Origin of the sequence: Dyella sp. (assembly GCF_035685885.1) — a bacterium.
Taxonomy (GTDB): Bacteria; Pseudomonadota; Gammaproteobacteria; order Xanthomonadales; family Rhodanobacteraceae; genus Dyella.
The window spans coordinates 1-13,897 of the sequence record NZ_DASRZX010000012.1 but is presented as its reverse complement, the minus strand read 5'-3'; the positions used below and the strand labels follow the sequence as shown (position 1 = coordinate 13,897).

The 13,897-nt window shown below is 63.7% G+C and carries 11 protein-coding genes; 6 read left to right on the top strand and 5 right to left on the bottom strand.

What is annotated here, in order from left to right; translation table 11 throughout:
• The first annotated feature begins 376 nt into the window (after positions 1-376).
• A complete protein-coding gene (locus tag VFG49_RS02160; protein ID WP_324857858.1) occupies positions 377-1,060 on the top strand; it encodes a rhomboid family intramembrane serine protease in 684 nt (227 codons plus the stop codon).
• Positions 1,061-1,069: 9 nt separating this feature from the next.
• A complete protein-coding gene (locus tag VFG49_RS02155; RefSeq protein ID WP_324857857.1) occupies positions 1,070-1,393 on the top strand; it encodes a DUF1820 family protein in 324 nt (107 codons plus the stop codon).
• A gap of 10 nt (positions 1,394-1,403) precedes the next feature.
• Here VFG49_RS02155 and VFG49_RS02150 read toward each other — a convergent pair whose 3' ends face one another.
• The 3 genes from VFG49_RS02150 to VFG49_RS02140 form a co-directional block, all read right to left on the bottom strand.
• Positions 1,404-2,528, bottom strand: coding sequence for a hypothetical protein (locus VFG49_RS02150; protein ID WP_324857856.1), 1,125 nt, complete (start codon positions 2,526-2,528; stop codon positions 1,404-1,406).
• A gap of 74 nt (positions 2,529-2,602) precedes the next feature.
• Entirely contained in the window at positions 2,603-3,325 is a 723-nt protein-coding gene (locus VFG49_RS02145) for a glutamine amidotransferase (RefSeq protein ID WP_324857855.1), read from the bottom strand.
• Between the two features lie 43 nt (positions 3,326-3,368).
• A complete protein-coding gene (locus VFG49_RS02140; RefSeq protein ID WP_324857854.1) occupies positions 3,369-5,180 on the bottom strand; it encodes a GspE/PulE family protein in 1,812 nt (603 codons plus the stop codon).
• Between the two features lie 92 nt (positions 5,181-5,272).
• Here VFG49_RS02140 and glyQ point away from each other — a divergent pair, with 92 nt between their 5' ends.
• Both glyQ and glyS read left to right on the top strand, forming a co-directional pair.
• Positions 5,273-6,184: a glycine--tRNA ligase subunit alpha gene (glyQ, locus tag VFG49_RS02135; RefSeq protein WP_324857853.1), complete on the top strand. Its 912-nt coding sequence runs from the start codon at positions 5,273-5,275 to the stop codon at positions 6,182-6,184.
• A complete protein-coding gene (gene glyS / locus VFG49_RS02130; protein ID WP_324857852.1) occupies positions 6,181-8,331 on the top strand; it encodes a glycine--tRNA ligase subunit beta in 2,151 nt (716 codons plus the stop codon). The genes glyQ and glyS overlap by 4 nt, the downstream gene beginning before the upstream one ends.
• Before the next feature lie 74 nt (positions 8,332-8,405).
• Here glyS and VFG49_RS02125 read toward each other — a convergent pair whose 3' ends face one another.
• On the bottom strand, positions 8,406-8,972 hold the full coding sequence (locus VFG49_RS02125) for a helix-turn-helix transcriptional regulator (RefSeq protein ID WP_324857851.1): 567 nt from the start codon (positions 8,970-8,972) through the stop codon (positions 8,406-8,408).
• A gap of 349 nt (positions 8,973-9,321) precedes the next feature.
• On the opposite strand from VFG49_RS02125, the gene VFG49_RS02120 reads away from it, so the two are divergent.
• The gene (locus tag VFG49_RS02120; protein ID WP_324857850.1) at positions 9,322-12,204 is read left to right on the top strand and encodes a TonB-dependent receptor plug domain-containing protein; all 2,883 of its coding nucleotides are present in this window, start codon (positions 9,322-9,324) and stop codon (positions 12,202-12,204) included.
• A 224-nt stretch (positions 12,205-12,428) separates the two neighbouring features.
• The gene (locus VFG49_RS02115) at positions 12,429-13,325 is read left to right on the top strand and encodes a YbaY family lipoprotein (RefSeq protein WP_324857849.1); all 897 of its coding nucleotides are present in this window, start codon (positions 12,429-12,431) and stop codon (positions 13,323-13,325) included.
• A 158-nt stretch (positions 13,326-13,483) separates the two neighbouring features.
• Here VFG49_RS02115 and VFG49_RS02110 read toward each other — a convergent pair.
• The coding region (locus VFG49_RS02110; protein ID WP_324857848.1) for an autotransporter outer membrane beta-barrel domain-containing protein at positions 13,484-13,897 on the bottom strand (414 nt) is incomplete at its 5' end.

Here is a 13,897-nt window from a genome sequence, read left to right as displayed (position 1 = left end):
GCACAGGGTGGAATGGCTGCATCGTATGCACGCCCAGGCTACGGGCGATGCTCCACGCGACCATCAATCCATCGAGCGCCTCACTGCGGCGCATCGGGCGCCTGTGGCCCCGATCGCGCACTGGCTGCGCTCCTACATGGGGAAAGGTGACGGCGACCAACGACCCGTCGACGCGAAGCGCGCTCGCCACTGCACGCGTGCTTACCCGCACGGCGCTATGTGTCTGCATACAGGTATCTGGTTGGCCGAAAAGGCGCCGCGTTTGACGCCAGGTCCAGTGGTGCGGCCGCGGCACGGTGCAACGCAGGGCGTGGTCGTCCAGTTATCACCTATGATGCAAGCCTCTTCCGGTGAGCGCGTTGCGGAGCATCCATTCGTGTTTGTCCATGTCGAAACGCGGCGTCGCAGGCACGTGCAATGGGCTACGGCCCTGCTCGTCTTCGTATGCGTGATCAGTTTCGTGGGTCTGGCGCTGATGCCGCCGCCGCAACGCGTCTCGATGTGGCTTGAATGGGGCACCGTGCCGGCCAACATCTTCGATGCGAAGATGCCGATACTTCCGCAGTTGCATGATCCTTCCCTGCTACGCCTGGCGACGGCCTTGTTCATTCACCTCGCCTGGCTGCATCTGCTGGGCAACCTGTTGTTCCTGGTGATCTTCGGCATTCCGGCCGAGCGGGCGTTGGGATCGCTGAGGTTTCTCTTGTTGTTCCTCATTGGCGGTATCGTCGCCAACCTGGTCGGGGCACTGTCGCTTGCTGGCGTGCGCTCCCCCATCATCGGCTGCAGCGGCGCCGTGTCGGCGGTGCTTGGCACCTACATTGCGCTGTTTCCACGCGCACGCCTTGGCTTGGTATTGCCGCTGGGTCTCTATCTGGAATTCGTCAGGGTGCCGGCGTTCCTGCTCATCGGCATCTGGGTGCTGTTGCAATTTCTCTTCAGCTACGCCGGGCCGAGCTACGGTGAGGTCGTCTGGTGGACACACATTGCCGGATTCCTGTTCGGCGTGGTTTTCGCGCTGTTTTCGCGCGACGACATCGCCCGTCGCCTGCGCGGCTAAAATAGCCCCATGCGTACCAAGAAACTCTACAAGGTCACCTTCCTGCACCTGGGCAAGTGCTACGAGCTCTATGCGCGGCACGTGGCATCCAGCGCGCTGTGGGGATTTACCGAGGTCGGCGAACTGGTGTTCGAGTCCGCGGGTGAAGGCATTCTGATCGATCCCACCGAAGAACGCCTGCGTGAGGAATTCAAGGATACGCGGGTGCTGCATTTGCCCATGCAGTCGGTGGTGCGCATCGAGGAAGTGGAGAACAAAGGTGCGCTGGTGATTCGCGACGCCAGCGACGGCCAGAAAATCACGCCTTTCCCCATGCCGCCGCGAGGCCGCTGAGCGACGCGATCTAAACGTGGCGCACCATGGCGATGACGATCTCCACGGCGATGAGCACGATGATCGCCATTTCCATCAGTTCGCCGCGCTTGCTTGAAGCTTCCTCGTACAAGGCGGAATAGCTGTCGCGGATGATGGCCAGCTTGCGATCGACGGCCTTGCTCACGTGCGGCACGCGGAACAACTCGAGTGCGGCGGCATAGACGCGGGCCAGATAGACGTCTTCGGTAACCTGCAGCGCGTTGTCGACCTTTTCGGTCACCTCGGTGACTTCGGCCACCAGCGTGTGAAGGTGGCGTGCGAGGTCTGCATAGCGCCGCGCGGCGAAAGGGTTGGCGACGCTGCGGGTGGCCTCGATGAGGTCGTACATCCGCGGAAGCTCGGCATCCAGCAGCTCGTCGTAGTAGCGCATTTCCAGCAGCTGCGCGTTGGCAACTTCGATAATATCCACCACGTCCGAATCATCGCGCGGCTCGTAGATGAAGGCCCTATCCCAGGTGAGCACGACAAGGTCGTCGGTGTAATAGGCGTAGCGCTGTCGCAGCAACTCCTGCCGCGATTGCTCCGACAGCGGTCGTGACTCGCCTGAGAGCAGCGGCACCAGATCGACCTGTTCGTGCAGCGTGGCGGTGTGTGTCACTCCTTCGATCGCATGCACCAGCGCCAGCAGATAATCCTCATGCAACGGTTCGGCACTGGGCCGCACCAGCGCGGGACCAAGCACCTGCGTGATCTGCGCGATGAGCTCCACCCACACCGTGGAAGCGGAAGCGATGCCCAGCGCACTGTCGACGGCGTTTACCCGTGTGCTGAAGTCGCTCCAGGGGAGATCGTTAGCCGCGACGCTGATCGAAAACGCCGCCACGCCGAACTCGTACAGCCTGACCATGATGCTTGCGGGCATCGACACGCCACCGATGACGAGGTGGCGCGAATCCAGTGCGAGTTCGACGGGCGGAACGCCGAACGTCATCGCTTTCGGCGGCGTGGTGACCAGGCGGCTTCGAGCGGCAGCCGTGCGTGCGTGACGTGCCCACAGCGACTCGACTGCCGCGAGGTCAATGGTGTCGGCGATGTCCACCAGGCGCATTGCCATCACTGATGCGCGATGCACGTGCGGTTGCAGCTGTCCCATATCGTGCTCGTCTTCTCGGCGGCGACGCCCGGCGTCATGCCGCAGGATTCTAGGCAGTGACGATGACGAAAATGTCAGCGTGCGGCGAGGTCATGATGCCGCGAGAACTGCCGGAACAGTCGGCGTGCCAGCGGCGTGGCGGCGACTTGCCGATACGCATGGTGTGGATCGAAACCTTCACGCCGCATGTCGTGATGCTTGCGGTCGATATACGCGCGCATGACGTCGGCGTTGAATTCCGGATGGAACTGCACACTCATCGCATTGGCGCCATAGCGCACAAGATGGTTTGGATCGCGTGCGGAACTGGCCAGCACCGTCGAACCTTTGGGAAGCTCAAGCACGCTTTGCTCATGGGTGGCGTGCGCACGGAACTGGGCCGGCAATTGCCTGGCGAGTGGATCGTTTTGCGCGGCGTCGAGCACGTTGATGGTGACGGTGCCGATTTCCCGGCCGCCCGGCAGATAGTCGACGCGTCCGCCCAAGGCATGAGCCATGAGCTGATGGCCGTAGCAGACACCGAACAGCGGGAGCTCCTGGTCCATGGCATTGCGGATCCATCCCGCCGTGCGCTCGCTCCAGTCGGCCCGCTCAGTGACCATGGCCGCGGAACCTGTGATCAGCGCACCGGCGACGTCTTCGGGAGGCGGCAGTGTTTCACCCGCCTCGACATCCACGACGCGTACGCGCTCGGGCGACAGCTGCGCGCCGATGCGGAACCAGTGTGGAAAATCACCGTGCCGGGCACGAATGGGAGCGGGAGCACGACCGGTGCGGATGATCAGGACAGGCTTCATGCGACAGGAATAGAGCAGGAGGGAGGGAACAACCAGGGCACGATCAGTCCAGACCGTGCTCGATGGGCGGAATGACCGTGAGGACTTCCTGCACGGTGGTGACGCCACGCGCCACCTGGGCCGCTGCGGAAATACGCAACGGCCGCATGCCTTCGGCCAGGGCGGCGTGGCCAAAGTGGCCAAGATCCAACTGCGCGGAAATCAGCGCACGCAGTCGACCCGACAAGGCCAACATTTCATAGATGCCGGTACGACCCATGAAACCCGTGTTTCGGCACTCGAGGCAACCGACCGGCTTGAAGACCTTGTCGGGCAGGGGCAGCGACCAGCCGTGCGTCAGTGCCGTCCATTCGTGGGCATTCTGCGTGGTCTCCGCCTTGCAGTGCGGGCACAGCGTGCGCAACAGGCGCTGCGCCACCACACCGGTGAGCGTGGACTGGATCAGATAGTGCGGCACGCCCAGGTCGAGCAAACGCGTGACAGCACTTGGGGCATCGTTGGTATGCAGCGTGGAGAGCACGAGGTGGCCGGTGAGCGAGGCCTGCACCGCCATTTGCGCGGTTTCCAGGTCGCGGATTTCGCCCACCATGATGATGTCCGGATCCTGGCGCAGCAGCGTACGCACGCCGGCTGCAAAATCCAGGTCGATCGCCGGCTGCACCTGCATCTGGTTGAACTCGGAACTGACCATTTCGATCGGGTCTTCCACCGTGCACACGTTCAATTCGGGCGTGGCCAGATGCTTGAGCGTGGAATACAGCGTGGTGGTTTTGCCCGAGCCGGTCGGACCGGTGACAAGCACGATGCCATGCGGGCGCTCCACCATCGAGCGCCAGGCATCGCCCTCTTCCGGCGAGAAGCCGAGCTGCGAGAAATCCTTGGCGACGATGTCGGGGTCGAAGATGCGCATCACCACTTTTTCGCCGAACGCCGTTGGCATGGTGGAAATGCGCAGCTCCACTTCGCGACCGCCGCTGGAGCGCGTCTTGATGCGGCCGTCCTGCGGGCGCCGCTTTTCGGCCACGTCCATGCGCGAAAGGATCTTGATGCGCGCCGTTACCGCGGTCATCACCGGCGGCGGCAGCTCAAACACCTTCTGCATCACACCGTCGATGCGAAAGCGCATCTGGCCTGCCTCGCGACGCGGCTCCAGGTGGATGTCCGAGGCGCGCTGCTCGAAGGCGTACTGCAGCAACCAGTCCACGATGTGGACCACGTGGCGGTCGTCGGCGCCGACTTCGCCGGCCTTGCCCAGCTCTACCAACTGCTCGAAGTTTAGGATGGCGGAGGAGTCGTAGCCCGAGCCCTTGGCATCCTGCGCCAGCTGGATCGAGCGCTGCACGCCATAGAACTCAAGCAAGTAGCGGTTGATGTCCAGCGGGCTGGATACGACGCGCTTGACGTCCCGGCGCAGCATCTGGGAGAGGTCTGCCGCCCAGCCCTGGTCGAAAGGCTCGCAGGTGGCAAACGTGACTTCTCCCGGCCCCAGGGCGACCGGCAGGATGCGGTGCCGCTCGGCGTAGGCGCGGCTGACCACCTGGGTCACCGAGGCTACGTTGATCTTCATCGGGTCGATCTTCAGGTACGGCAGATTCGCGTGACCGGCGAGCCACTCCGTGAGGGCTTCCAGGCTCAGCGGCCGTCCGGGCTCGCGCTGGTTTGGCAACTTCGCATTGGCCACCAGCACCAGCGGATGCAACTCGACCGTCGCACGGCCACTGCGGGAACCCATGCGCACCTGCTTGGCGTCTTCGGCCTGCAGGTAACCGTCGACCACCAGGGTGGCCAACACTTCGTCCAGCACCAGCCGGTTGCGCCGGCCGAGCAGGGACACGGATTGCGGTGAAGCTGCCATGCGGTGCGTCTCCCGTGGGTTTTCGCCCGAATTCCAGCGGCGAAAGCGGTCCCGGCTATACTAACGCGCTTTATCCAAGCCCACGGAAAGCCATGTCCGCGCGCACCTTCCAGGATGTGATCCAGACCCTCAACCGCTACTGGGCGGCGCAGGGTTGTGTCTTGCTGCAGCCCCTCGATACCGAGGTCGGCGCCGGCACCTTCCACCCCGCGACGTTCCTGCGTTCGCTCGGCCCGGAACCGTGGTCGGCGGCGTACGTGCAGCCCTCGCGTCGTCCCACCGACGGCCGCTACGGTGAGAACCCCAATCGCCTGCAGCATTACTACCAGTACCAGGTGGTGATGAAGCCCAACCCGGACAACATCCTGGACCTGTACATCGGGTCGTTGAAGGAGCTGGGCCTGGATCCGCTGGTGCACGACCTGCGTTTCGTCGAAGACAACTGGGAGTCGCCGACGCTGGGCGCCTGGGGCCTGGGCTGGGAAGTGTGGCTCAACGGCATGGAAGTGACCCAGTTCACCTACTTCCAGCAGGCCGGCGGCCTGGAGTGTCGTCCCGTCACCGGCGAGATCACCTACGGTCTGGAACGCCTTGCGATGTACCTGCAGAACGTGGACAACGTGTACGACCTGGTGTGGACCGATGGTCCGCACGGCACGGTCACGTACGGCGACGTGTTCCACCAGAACGAAGTGGAGCAGAGCACGTACAACTTCGAGCACGCCAATGTGCCGGAGCTGCTGCGCTGGTTCGACGTGTGCGAGGGCGAGGCCAACAAGCTGATCGCCGCCAACCTGCCGCTGCCTGCCTACGAGCAGGTGATGAAGGCCAGCCACACCTTCAACCTGCTGGATGCGCGCCGCGCCATCAGCGTCACCGAGCGCCAGCGCTACATCCTGCGCGTGCGTACTTTGGCGCGCGCCGTCGCCGAGACCTACGTGGCGCAGCGCGAAAAGCTCGGCTTTCCGGGCCTGAAGAAGAACCTCAAGGAGCAGGCTGCATGAGCGCCGCCACCAAGCCGCTGTTGATCGAGCTGGGCACCGAGGAATTGCCGCCCAGGGCGTTGGACGAACTGGCCGCCGCTTTCTTGCGCGGCGTCTGCGACGGCCTCGCCAAGCGAGGCGTGGATGGCAGCCTGGATCAGGCGAAGCTCTACGCATCGCCGCGTCGTTTGGCCATCCATATTCCGTCGGTCGCGGTGAACCAGCCTGCGCAGAACATCGAGCGTCGCGGCCCGGCGGTGAATACCGCGCTGGATGCCGACGGCCAGCCGGGCAAGGCACTGCAAGGCTTTGCGCAATCGTGCGGGGTCACGGTCGAGCAGTTGGAAAAGCTGGAAACCGACAAGGGGTCGTGGTTCGTGTTCCGCGCCGTGAAACCCGGCCAGCCTGTGGCTGCCTTGCTTCCGGAGATCGTGGACGAAGCGCTGAAGGGCTTGCCGATTCCCAAGCCGATGCGTTGGGGCGACCACGACTACGCCTTCGTGCGCCCCGTGCACTGGCTGGTCATGCTGCATGGCGCGGACATCATCGATGGCGAAGTGCTGGGCTTGAAGAGCGGCCGCAAGTCGCGCGGCCATCGCTTCATGCATCCGCATCCCGTGCACGTGGTCGATGCCGACAGCTGGTCCGACGCCATGCGTGCGGCCAAGGTGATGGCCGATCCGGCCGAGCGTCGCCAGAAGATCCGGGAGGAAGTAGCGCGCGCGGCAAAGGAAACCGGCGGCGTGCCCCGGCTGGACGACGCGCTGCTGGACGAGATCGCCAACCTCACCGAATGGCCGGTGGCGATCGCCTGCAAGTTCGACAGCGAATTCCTGGCCGTGCCGGCGGAGGCCCTGGTCACCACGATGGAGACGAACCAGAAATTCGTGCCGGTGTTCGACGCGAGCGGCAAGCTCACCGAACACTTCATCGGCGTGGCCAACATCGAGAGCAAGCAGCCGTCGGAAATCCGCAAGGGCTATGAGCGCGTGATCCGTCCGCGCTTCGCCGACGCCAAGTTCTTCTGGGACGAAGACCTGAAGACGCCGCTATCCGGTTACCAGGATCAGCTGAAGAACGTCACCTACCAGCAGGCGCTAGGCAGCCTGTGGGACAAGACCGTGCGCGTGGCCGAACTGGCGCGCATAGTGGCCAATCGCGTCGATGTGGACGCTGGCGAAGCCACGCGTGCAGCGGCCCTGAGCAAGTGCGACCTGCTGACCCGCATGGTGGGCGAGTTCCCGGAACTGCAGGGCGTGATGGGCCGTTACTACGCCACGCACCACGGCGAGGCCAAGGGCGTCGCCGATGCGCTGGACAGCTACTACCAGCCGCGTTTCGCCGGCGATGCCATCGCGGCGGGCAAGGTGGGGCAGGTACTGGCCGTGGCCGATCGCCTGGACACGTTGGCCGGCATCTTCGCGGTGGGCATGAAGCCCAGCGGCAACAAGGACCCGTTCGCCCTGCGCCGCGCCGCGCTGGGTCTGGCGCGAACGCTGGTCGAAGGCGGCCTGGAGCTGGACGTCCGCGGCAGTTTCGTGGAAGCGCTCGAGCTTCTGCCGGAAGCCACACTTGCCGCGGGCCTCAAGCCTGGCAAGGACGGCAAGGCGCCTGCGCTGGAGGCGGGCAAGCGCCGTGCCGCGCTGGCCGACGAGCTGGTCGAGTTCGTGTTCGAACGCCTGCGCGGCTACTACGCCGAGCAAGGCTTTACCGGCGAGCAGTTCGAAGCCGTGTTGGCGGTGTCGCCGGCCAGCCTGGTCGATTTCGATCGCCGTCTTCGCGCCGTTGCGGAGTTCGGTCGTCGCCCGGAGGCGCTGAGCCTGGCCGCGGCCAACAAGCGCGTGGCCAACATCCTGCGCAAGCAGGCCGAAGAGGCCGGCGCACCGCCGGTGGGTTCCGAGGTCGATCCGGCGCACTTCGAGGCCGATGCCGAGCGCACCCTGGCCGCTGCGCTCGACAGTGCTCGTGCCGATAACGCGGCACCATTGCAGGCAGGCGACTATGCCGCCGTGCTGACGCGCCTCGCGCAGTTGCAGGCGCCGGTCGATGCGTTCTTCGATGGCGTGCTGGTCAACGCGGAAAACCCGGCCGTTCGCGCCAATCGCCTCGCCTTGCTCGGTCAGCTTAAGGCTCAGTTCGGCGCCATCGCGGACATCGCGCGACTCTGATCGGAAGCGGTCAGGTACGAACAAAAACGGCAGCCTTCGGGCTGCCGTTTTTGTTTATGCCAATCGCGTGAGGTTCACGCGATGGCCTGACGGCCGCGCTTCACCCGCTCGTGCAGGCGCTGGTTGAAGGACACCATGGCGCCCGCGTCCACATCGTTGCCACCCGGGCCGAGGATTTCATAAAGGTCGGCCAGCATGTCGGCATTGTCGGCCAGCGTAAGGCGGCTTTCGGCCAGATCCAGTTCGGATTGCAGGATGCGCAGGGCCGTGTTGAGGCGCTGCGGATCCATCGCCATGCCGCTTGCGTGCAGCGTGTCCGCGGCCGTGCGCAGCTTGGAGCGGTGGCGGTTGGCCGACGCTTCCGCATTCGGCAGTTCTTCGCCCGAGGCGATGGCGTCGGCCTGGATCGTGCCCTCGCCGGCCACCAGCCAGACCAGGGAAATGCCCAGGGTCTTGGCCAGCGTGACGCAACGCGCGCGTGAGGGGTCGGTATTGCCGTCGCGCCAGCTGCGGACCACGCCTTCCGAAAAACCGCACATTCGCGCGATCTCGGTGACGCTGCCCACCCGTTGGATCAGCACTTTGATGCGATCGGCAAAGGTATTTGCGGGCTCGATCGACGAAATTTTCTGCATGTTCATCGCATTTTCCTGACGGATGGCGACTGTGAAGGGGAGCGTGAACCCAACTTTGATTTGTAAGCGTGAAGAAAGTGTGGCGTAAGCGTAAAGCAAGTGTTAGAAATTCGTTGACACTCGCAACTTTTCTCTATTAGGTTCGCAAATTCTTGGTGGACAGTAATCCCTTGTGGGAGGACTGGCCGAGTCCAAACAACGCAATTGTCGCGGTTTGGTGATCAAGAACACGTCGGCTCATTCAGCTGGCAGACAGCAAGTCCACGCGGCGCAACGCCGTTGGGGCCTGCAATCCCGGTGCGAACCGGGTTTTCGACTCCCGGTTGGGGCCGGGGTCTTTAACTGGGGAGAAAACATGCAGTTCCGCAAGAAGCTCGATAACAAACTTACGGTGGCCGTGCGCCTCGCACTGTCCGTAGGTACTTTCGCGGCCATGGCTCCGGCGATGGCGCAGGATGCCAACGGCGCCAGCCAGGAAAACGCCAAGAAGCTGGAAACGGTCACGGTGACCGGCTCGCGCATTCCGCGCGTGGACGTCGAAACCGCCCAGCCCGTGGTCACCATCGACCGCAAGCAGATCGAAACCCAGGGTTTCACCTCGGTTGCCGATATCCTGCAGAACCTTACCGAAGTGGGCTCGCCGGCGATCAGCCGCGCCAACGCGCTGTCCTCGGGCGAAGACGTGGGTGGCTACTACGTCGACCTGCGTAACCTCGGTGCCAACCGCACGCTGGTTCTGGTGAACGGCAAGCGCCTGGGCGCCAACACCTCCGGCCTGCAGGACCTCGGCCAGATTCCGGTGTCGGCCATCGATCGCATCGAAGTGCTGAAGGATGGTGGTTCGTCGATCTACGGTTCGGACGCCATCGCTGGCGTGGTGAACGTGATCCTGCGCACCAACTTCACCGGCGTTGAAGCCAATGCTTACGTCGGCGAGTTCGACCAGGGCGACGGCAAGAAGCAGAGCTACGACCTCACCCTCGGCACTGCGAACGATCGCGGTTCGATCATGGTCAGCGCGCAGTACGACAAGGAAGATCCGGTGTGGGCGCGCGATCGCGACTTCACCGCCTACCCGGCCGGCCCGTTCCACCCGACCGCAGGTTGGAGCAGCATTTCGCAGAACGGCTCGTTCTCCGGCCCGTGCGGCCCGGGCGGCGCCAAGGCCACCTGTACGCTCAAGCCGGGTACCGACCCGACCAATATCGCCAACTACCAGCCGCTGACTTCGGATCGCTACGCCAATGCGAACCAGGAGATGACGCTGCAGACGGGCCTCGAGCACACCGCGCTGTTTGCCGCCGGCAAGTACAACCTCAGCGACAACGTCACGTTCAAGACCGACTTCCTCTACAACAAGCGCAGCACGTTCCAGCAGATCGCGGGTTATCCGTACCAGGCTACTGCGTTCGGCACGCCGCTCGCCGCCACCAGCTACTTCAACCCGCTGGGCACCACGCTGAACTTCGCGCGTCGCGGCTGGGAAGTGCCTCGCACGACCGACAGCGAGCTGGAAACCTATCGCTGGACGGCGGGCTTCGAGGGTTACTTTGACCTCGGCGGCCACACCTGGAACTGGGACGTTGGCGCGATGACCAATCGCAACAACATGCTCAAGACCGGTCACGGCGACTTCAACCTGATCAATTCCGAACAGGCGCTGGGCCCGTCCTTCATGGGCTCCGACGGCAAGGTGCATTGCGGCACGGCTGCCAGCCCGATCGCCGGCTGCGTGCCGTGGAACCCGCTGCTGCCGTACGGCCAGGCAGGCCAGGGCTCGCTGGCCAACGGCGACCTGCAGTCGTTCCTGTTCCCCGAGTTCCATGACACCGGTAAGACCACCACGACCGATTACACCGCCAACCTCGCGGGCACGCTGTTCGCGCTGCCGGCAGGCGAAGTGGGTATCGCTGCGGGTATCGAGCACCGCCAGGAAGACGGCCGTTTCGTGCCGGACGCGTTCAACCAGGCGGGCCTGAGCTCAGGTCTGGCTGCGACCACCACCCAGGGCAAGTACGCGGTGGATGAAGCTTACGTCGAGTTCGACGTGCCGCTCCTGAAGGACATGGTGATGGCTCGCGAGCTGTCGCTCGACGTCGCCACCCGTTATTCCGACTACGACAACTTCGGCAGCACCACCAACAGCAAGGCCGGCATTAAGTGGAAGCCGATCGACGACCTGTTGGTCCGTGGCAGCTGGGCACAGGGCTTCCGCGCTCCGACCATCTCCGACCTCTACGGCGGTGCTGGCAGCAGCTTCGAGTCGTACACCGATCCTTGCGACAGCAAGAAGGGTTCGGCCAAGGGTAATCCGGCCGTGGCGGCTCGATGCACCAGCGGTTTCGGTGGTCAGCCCGGCGTGGCGGCAACCTTCGTGCAGCTCGCCCAAGGCCTGGTGCCTTGCACGACCTACCCGTGCCAGAGCAACTACCAGTTCACCACGGGCTCCAACGCCAACCTCACGCCGGAAACCGCCACGACCCGCACACTGGGCATGGTCTACAGCCCGAGCTATCTGCAGGGCTTCGACGTCTCGCTCGACTGGTACAAGATCAACATCAAGAACGTGATCAGCCAGGACGCGGTGCAGGACATCCTGGATGACTGCTACGTCGGCGGCATCTCCTCGCGTTGCTCGGGCTTTACGCGTGATCCGGCCAATGGCGCCATCACCAACATGTTCTACGGCCTGACCAACAAGGGCTGGCAGAAGACCGCCGGTTACGACTTCGGTGTGAACTATCGCTTCACCATCGATTCGATCGGCCAGTTCGCCGCGCACTGGAACACGACCTACGTCGATTACCTCAACATCAAGGCGGACGACAATCCGGCCACGATCGTGCAGCCGCTCACCGGCTACGGCGGCAACTTCCGCGTCCGCTCGAACCTGGGCCTGGACTGGAACTACGGCGTCTTCGGTGCGACCTGGACCATGCGTTACTTCTCGGGCATGACCGAGCGCTGCTCGTACGTGACCCCGGACGAGTGCAACGACATCGATCACGTCGATCCGTTCAACGGCGCGCAGGCACAGCGTCACACCGGCAGCACCACGTTCAACGACGTGCAGTTCCGTTGGACGATGCCGTGGAAGGGCGTCATTTCGGTGGGCGCCAACAACGTGTTCGACAAGCAGGGCCCCATCATGTACTCCAAGCCCAATAGCGCATTCGTGTACTACGGCGGCTTCGACATTGGTCGCATGATCTACATGAAGTACACCCAGCGTTTCTAAGCTGTATCGGTGTTGTTGCACGAAGGCGGCCCGGTGACGGGCCGCCTTTTTTCTTTTTCGCAGACATTTGGACGCCTAAACCGTCACATACGCCCGCGCATGGGGAAGTTTTTACAAGTCCTTGATTTTCGTCTATCCTGAGAGCTTCCCCCGTGTAGAGTCGTGGCGTATCTGGACGCCTGTTGGTTCTCGCGCTAAGTCTTGACAGTCGATAGAGGTTTCCCATGCGCACGTTGGTTTGGTCGTTGATGTCGGTCGCGGCACTGGCTCTTGCCGGTTGCGGCAATTCTTCCGATTCTTCCCAGAACAGCGCACAGGGTGGTGCGACGGCCGCTTCGACCGCCGGTCAGGCCGCTCCGGCCCCGGCTGCAGCGCCGGCCAAGGAAAACGCCATCACCGGCCAGGTGACCCTGCGTGACGCCAACCAGGAGGTTTCCTCGTCGGCCAAGCTGCAGCTCACCCTGGTGGACGTGTCGCAGCAGGACAGCGCACCGCTGGCCACCAAGACGGTTGAGCCCGCCAACACCTTCCCGATCTCGTTCGAGCTCGAATTCAACCCCAGTGACGTGAACCAGCAGGGCCTGTACGTGCTGAAGGCCGACCTGGTCGACGGTGACCGTCACTACACCCCGCCGCTGCAGACCCAGGTGCTGACCAAGGGCGCGCCGATGCAGGTGAACATCCAGCTGGTGGCCGAGCAGACCGCCGGCGAGAAGGAACTGGCTGCGTTTACCGCCGTGCAGAAGCAGATTGGCGGCATGAAGATCAGCAACGGCACCAAGCTGGACGACAAGGTGTCGCGCGGCTGGCAGCTGTTCCGCGAAGCGGGCGAAGTGAAGTTCATCCGCGAGCAGGTCGATTACGGTGACAAGGGCTTCACCAGCACCGACTACGCCTACAAGGACGGCAAGCCGTGGGTCGTCGTGCAGCAGAAGAAGTCCAGCAAGGATGCCAAGCCCAGCGAAACCGATCGCGCCGCGTGGAGCCAGGACGGCCAGCTCGTGCTGAAGACCATCCAGGCCGGCAGCAAGACCTCGACGCTCAGCGATGATGCCGCCGCCGACCTGCAGAAGCAGGCCGATGCGATCCTCAAGCTGGCGACCAACGGCAAGGGCAAGTAAGCCCTTCCCGTTGTTCCGATGAAAAGCCGCCTCCGGGCGGCTTTTTTCATGGCCGACGTTTGGACGTCCAGACGGCCGGGCTGAATTCAAGCCACCCAATGAAAAAGGCCGCCTGCTTGCACAGGCGGCCTTTTTTTGTACGGGATTTCCAGCAGGCTTTAGAAGGCGTACTTCAGGCCCAGGTTCACGCTGTTGTACTTCTGGCTGTTGTCGCTGAAGCGACCGCTGTAACCCAGCCAGCCGCTGAGCGTCTGGGTGAACTGCGCGGCCAAGCCCACGTCGGCGGTGCCCCAGGTCTTGTCGGGCGTAAAGCCGACCATCGAGAAGCTGCCCGGCATGCCGTTGAGGCCGGCGGTCACTTCGCGCGGATCCGCCTTGCTGTCGTGGTTCCAGGCCAGTTCGGCGTACGGGGTCAGCATGGTGCTGCCCGCCTGCCAGTGGCCTTCCAGGCGCCAGCCCAGCGTCGAGATGAGCGCGTCGCGCTGCTGGCTGCCAAACCACATCGCACTGCTGTCGCTGCCGCTTTCGTTGTAGCCGTCCACCTTGACGGTCTGCCACTCGACGGTGGCGAA

Bases quoted from the DNA above. Each gene is read 5' to 3' on its own strand.
- VFG49_RS02155 (WP_324857857.1), top strand. From the start codon at position 1,070: ATGCGTACCAAGAAACTCTACAAGGTCACCTTCCTGCACCTGGGCAAG.
- VFG49_RS02150 (WP_324857856.1), bottom strand. From the start codon at position 2,528: ATGGGACAGCTGCAACCGCACGTGCATCGCGCATCAGTGATGGCAATG.
- VFG49_RS02145 (WP_324857855.1), bottom strand. From the start codon at position 3,325: ATGAAGCCTGTCCTGATCATCCGCACCGGTCGTGCTCCCGCTCCCATT.
- VFG49_RS02140 (WP_324857854.1), bottom strand. From the start codon at position 5,180: ATGGCAGCTTCACCGCAATCCGTGTCCCTGCTCGGCCGGCGCAACCGG.
- glyQ (WP_324857853.1), top strand. From the start codon at position 5,273: ATGTCCGCGCGCACCTTCCAGGATGTGATCCAGACCCTCAACCGCTAC.
- glyS (WP_324857852.1), top strand. From the start codon at position 6,181: ATGAGCGCCGCCACCAAGCCGCTGTTGATCGAGCTGGGCACCGAGGAA.
- VFG49_RS02125 (WP_324857851.1), bottom strand. From the start codon at position 8,972: ATGAACATGCAGAAAATTTCGTCGATCGAGCCCGCAAATACCTTTGCC.
- VFG49_RS02120 (WP_324857850.1), top strand. From the start codon at position 9,322: ATGCAGTTCCGCAAGAAGCTCGATAACAAACTTACGGTGGCCGTGCGC.
- VFG49_RS02115 (WP_324857849.1), top strand. From the start codon at position 12,429: ATGCGCACGTTGGTTTGGTCGTTGATGTCGGTCGCGGCACTGGCTCTT.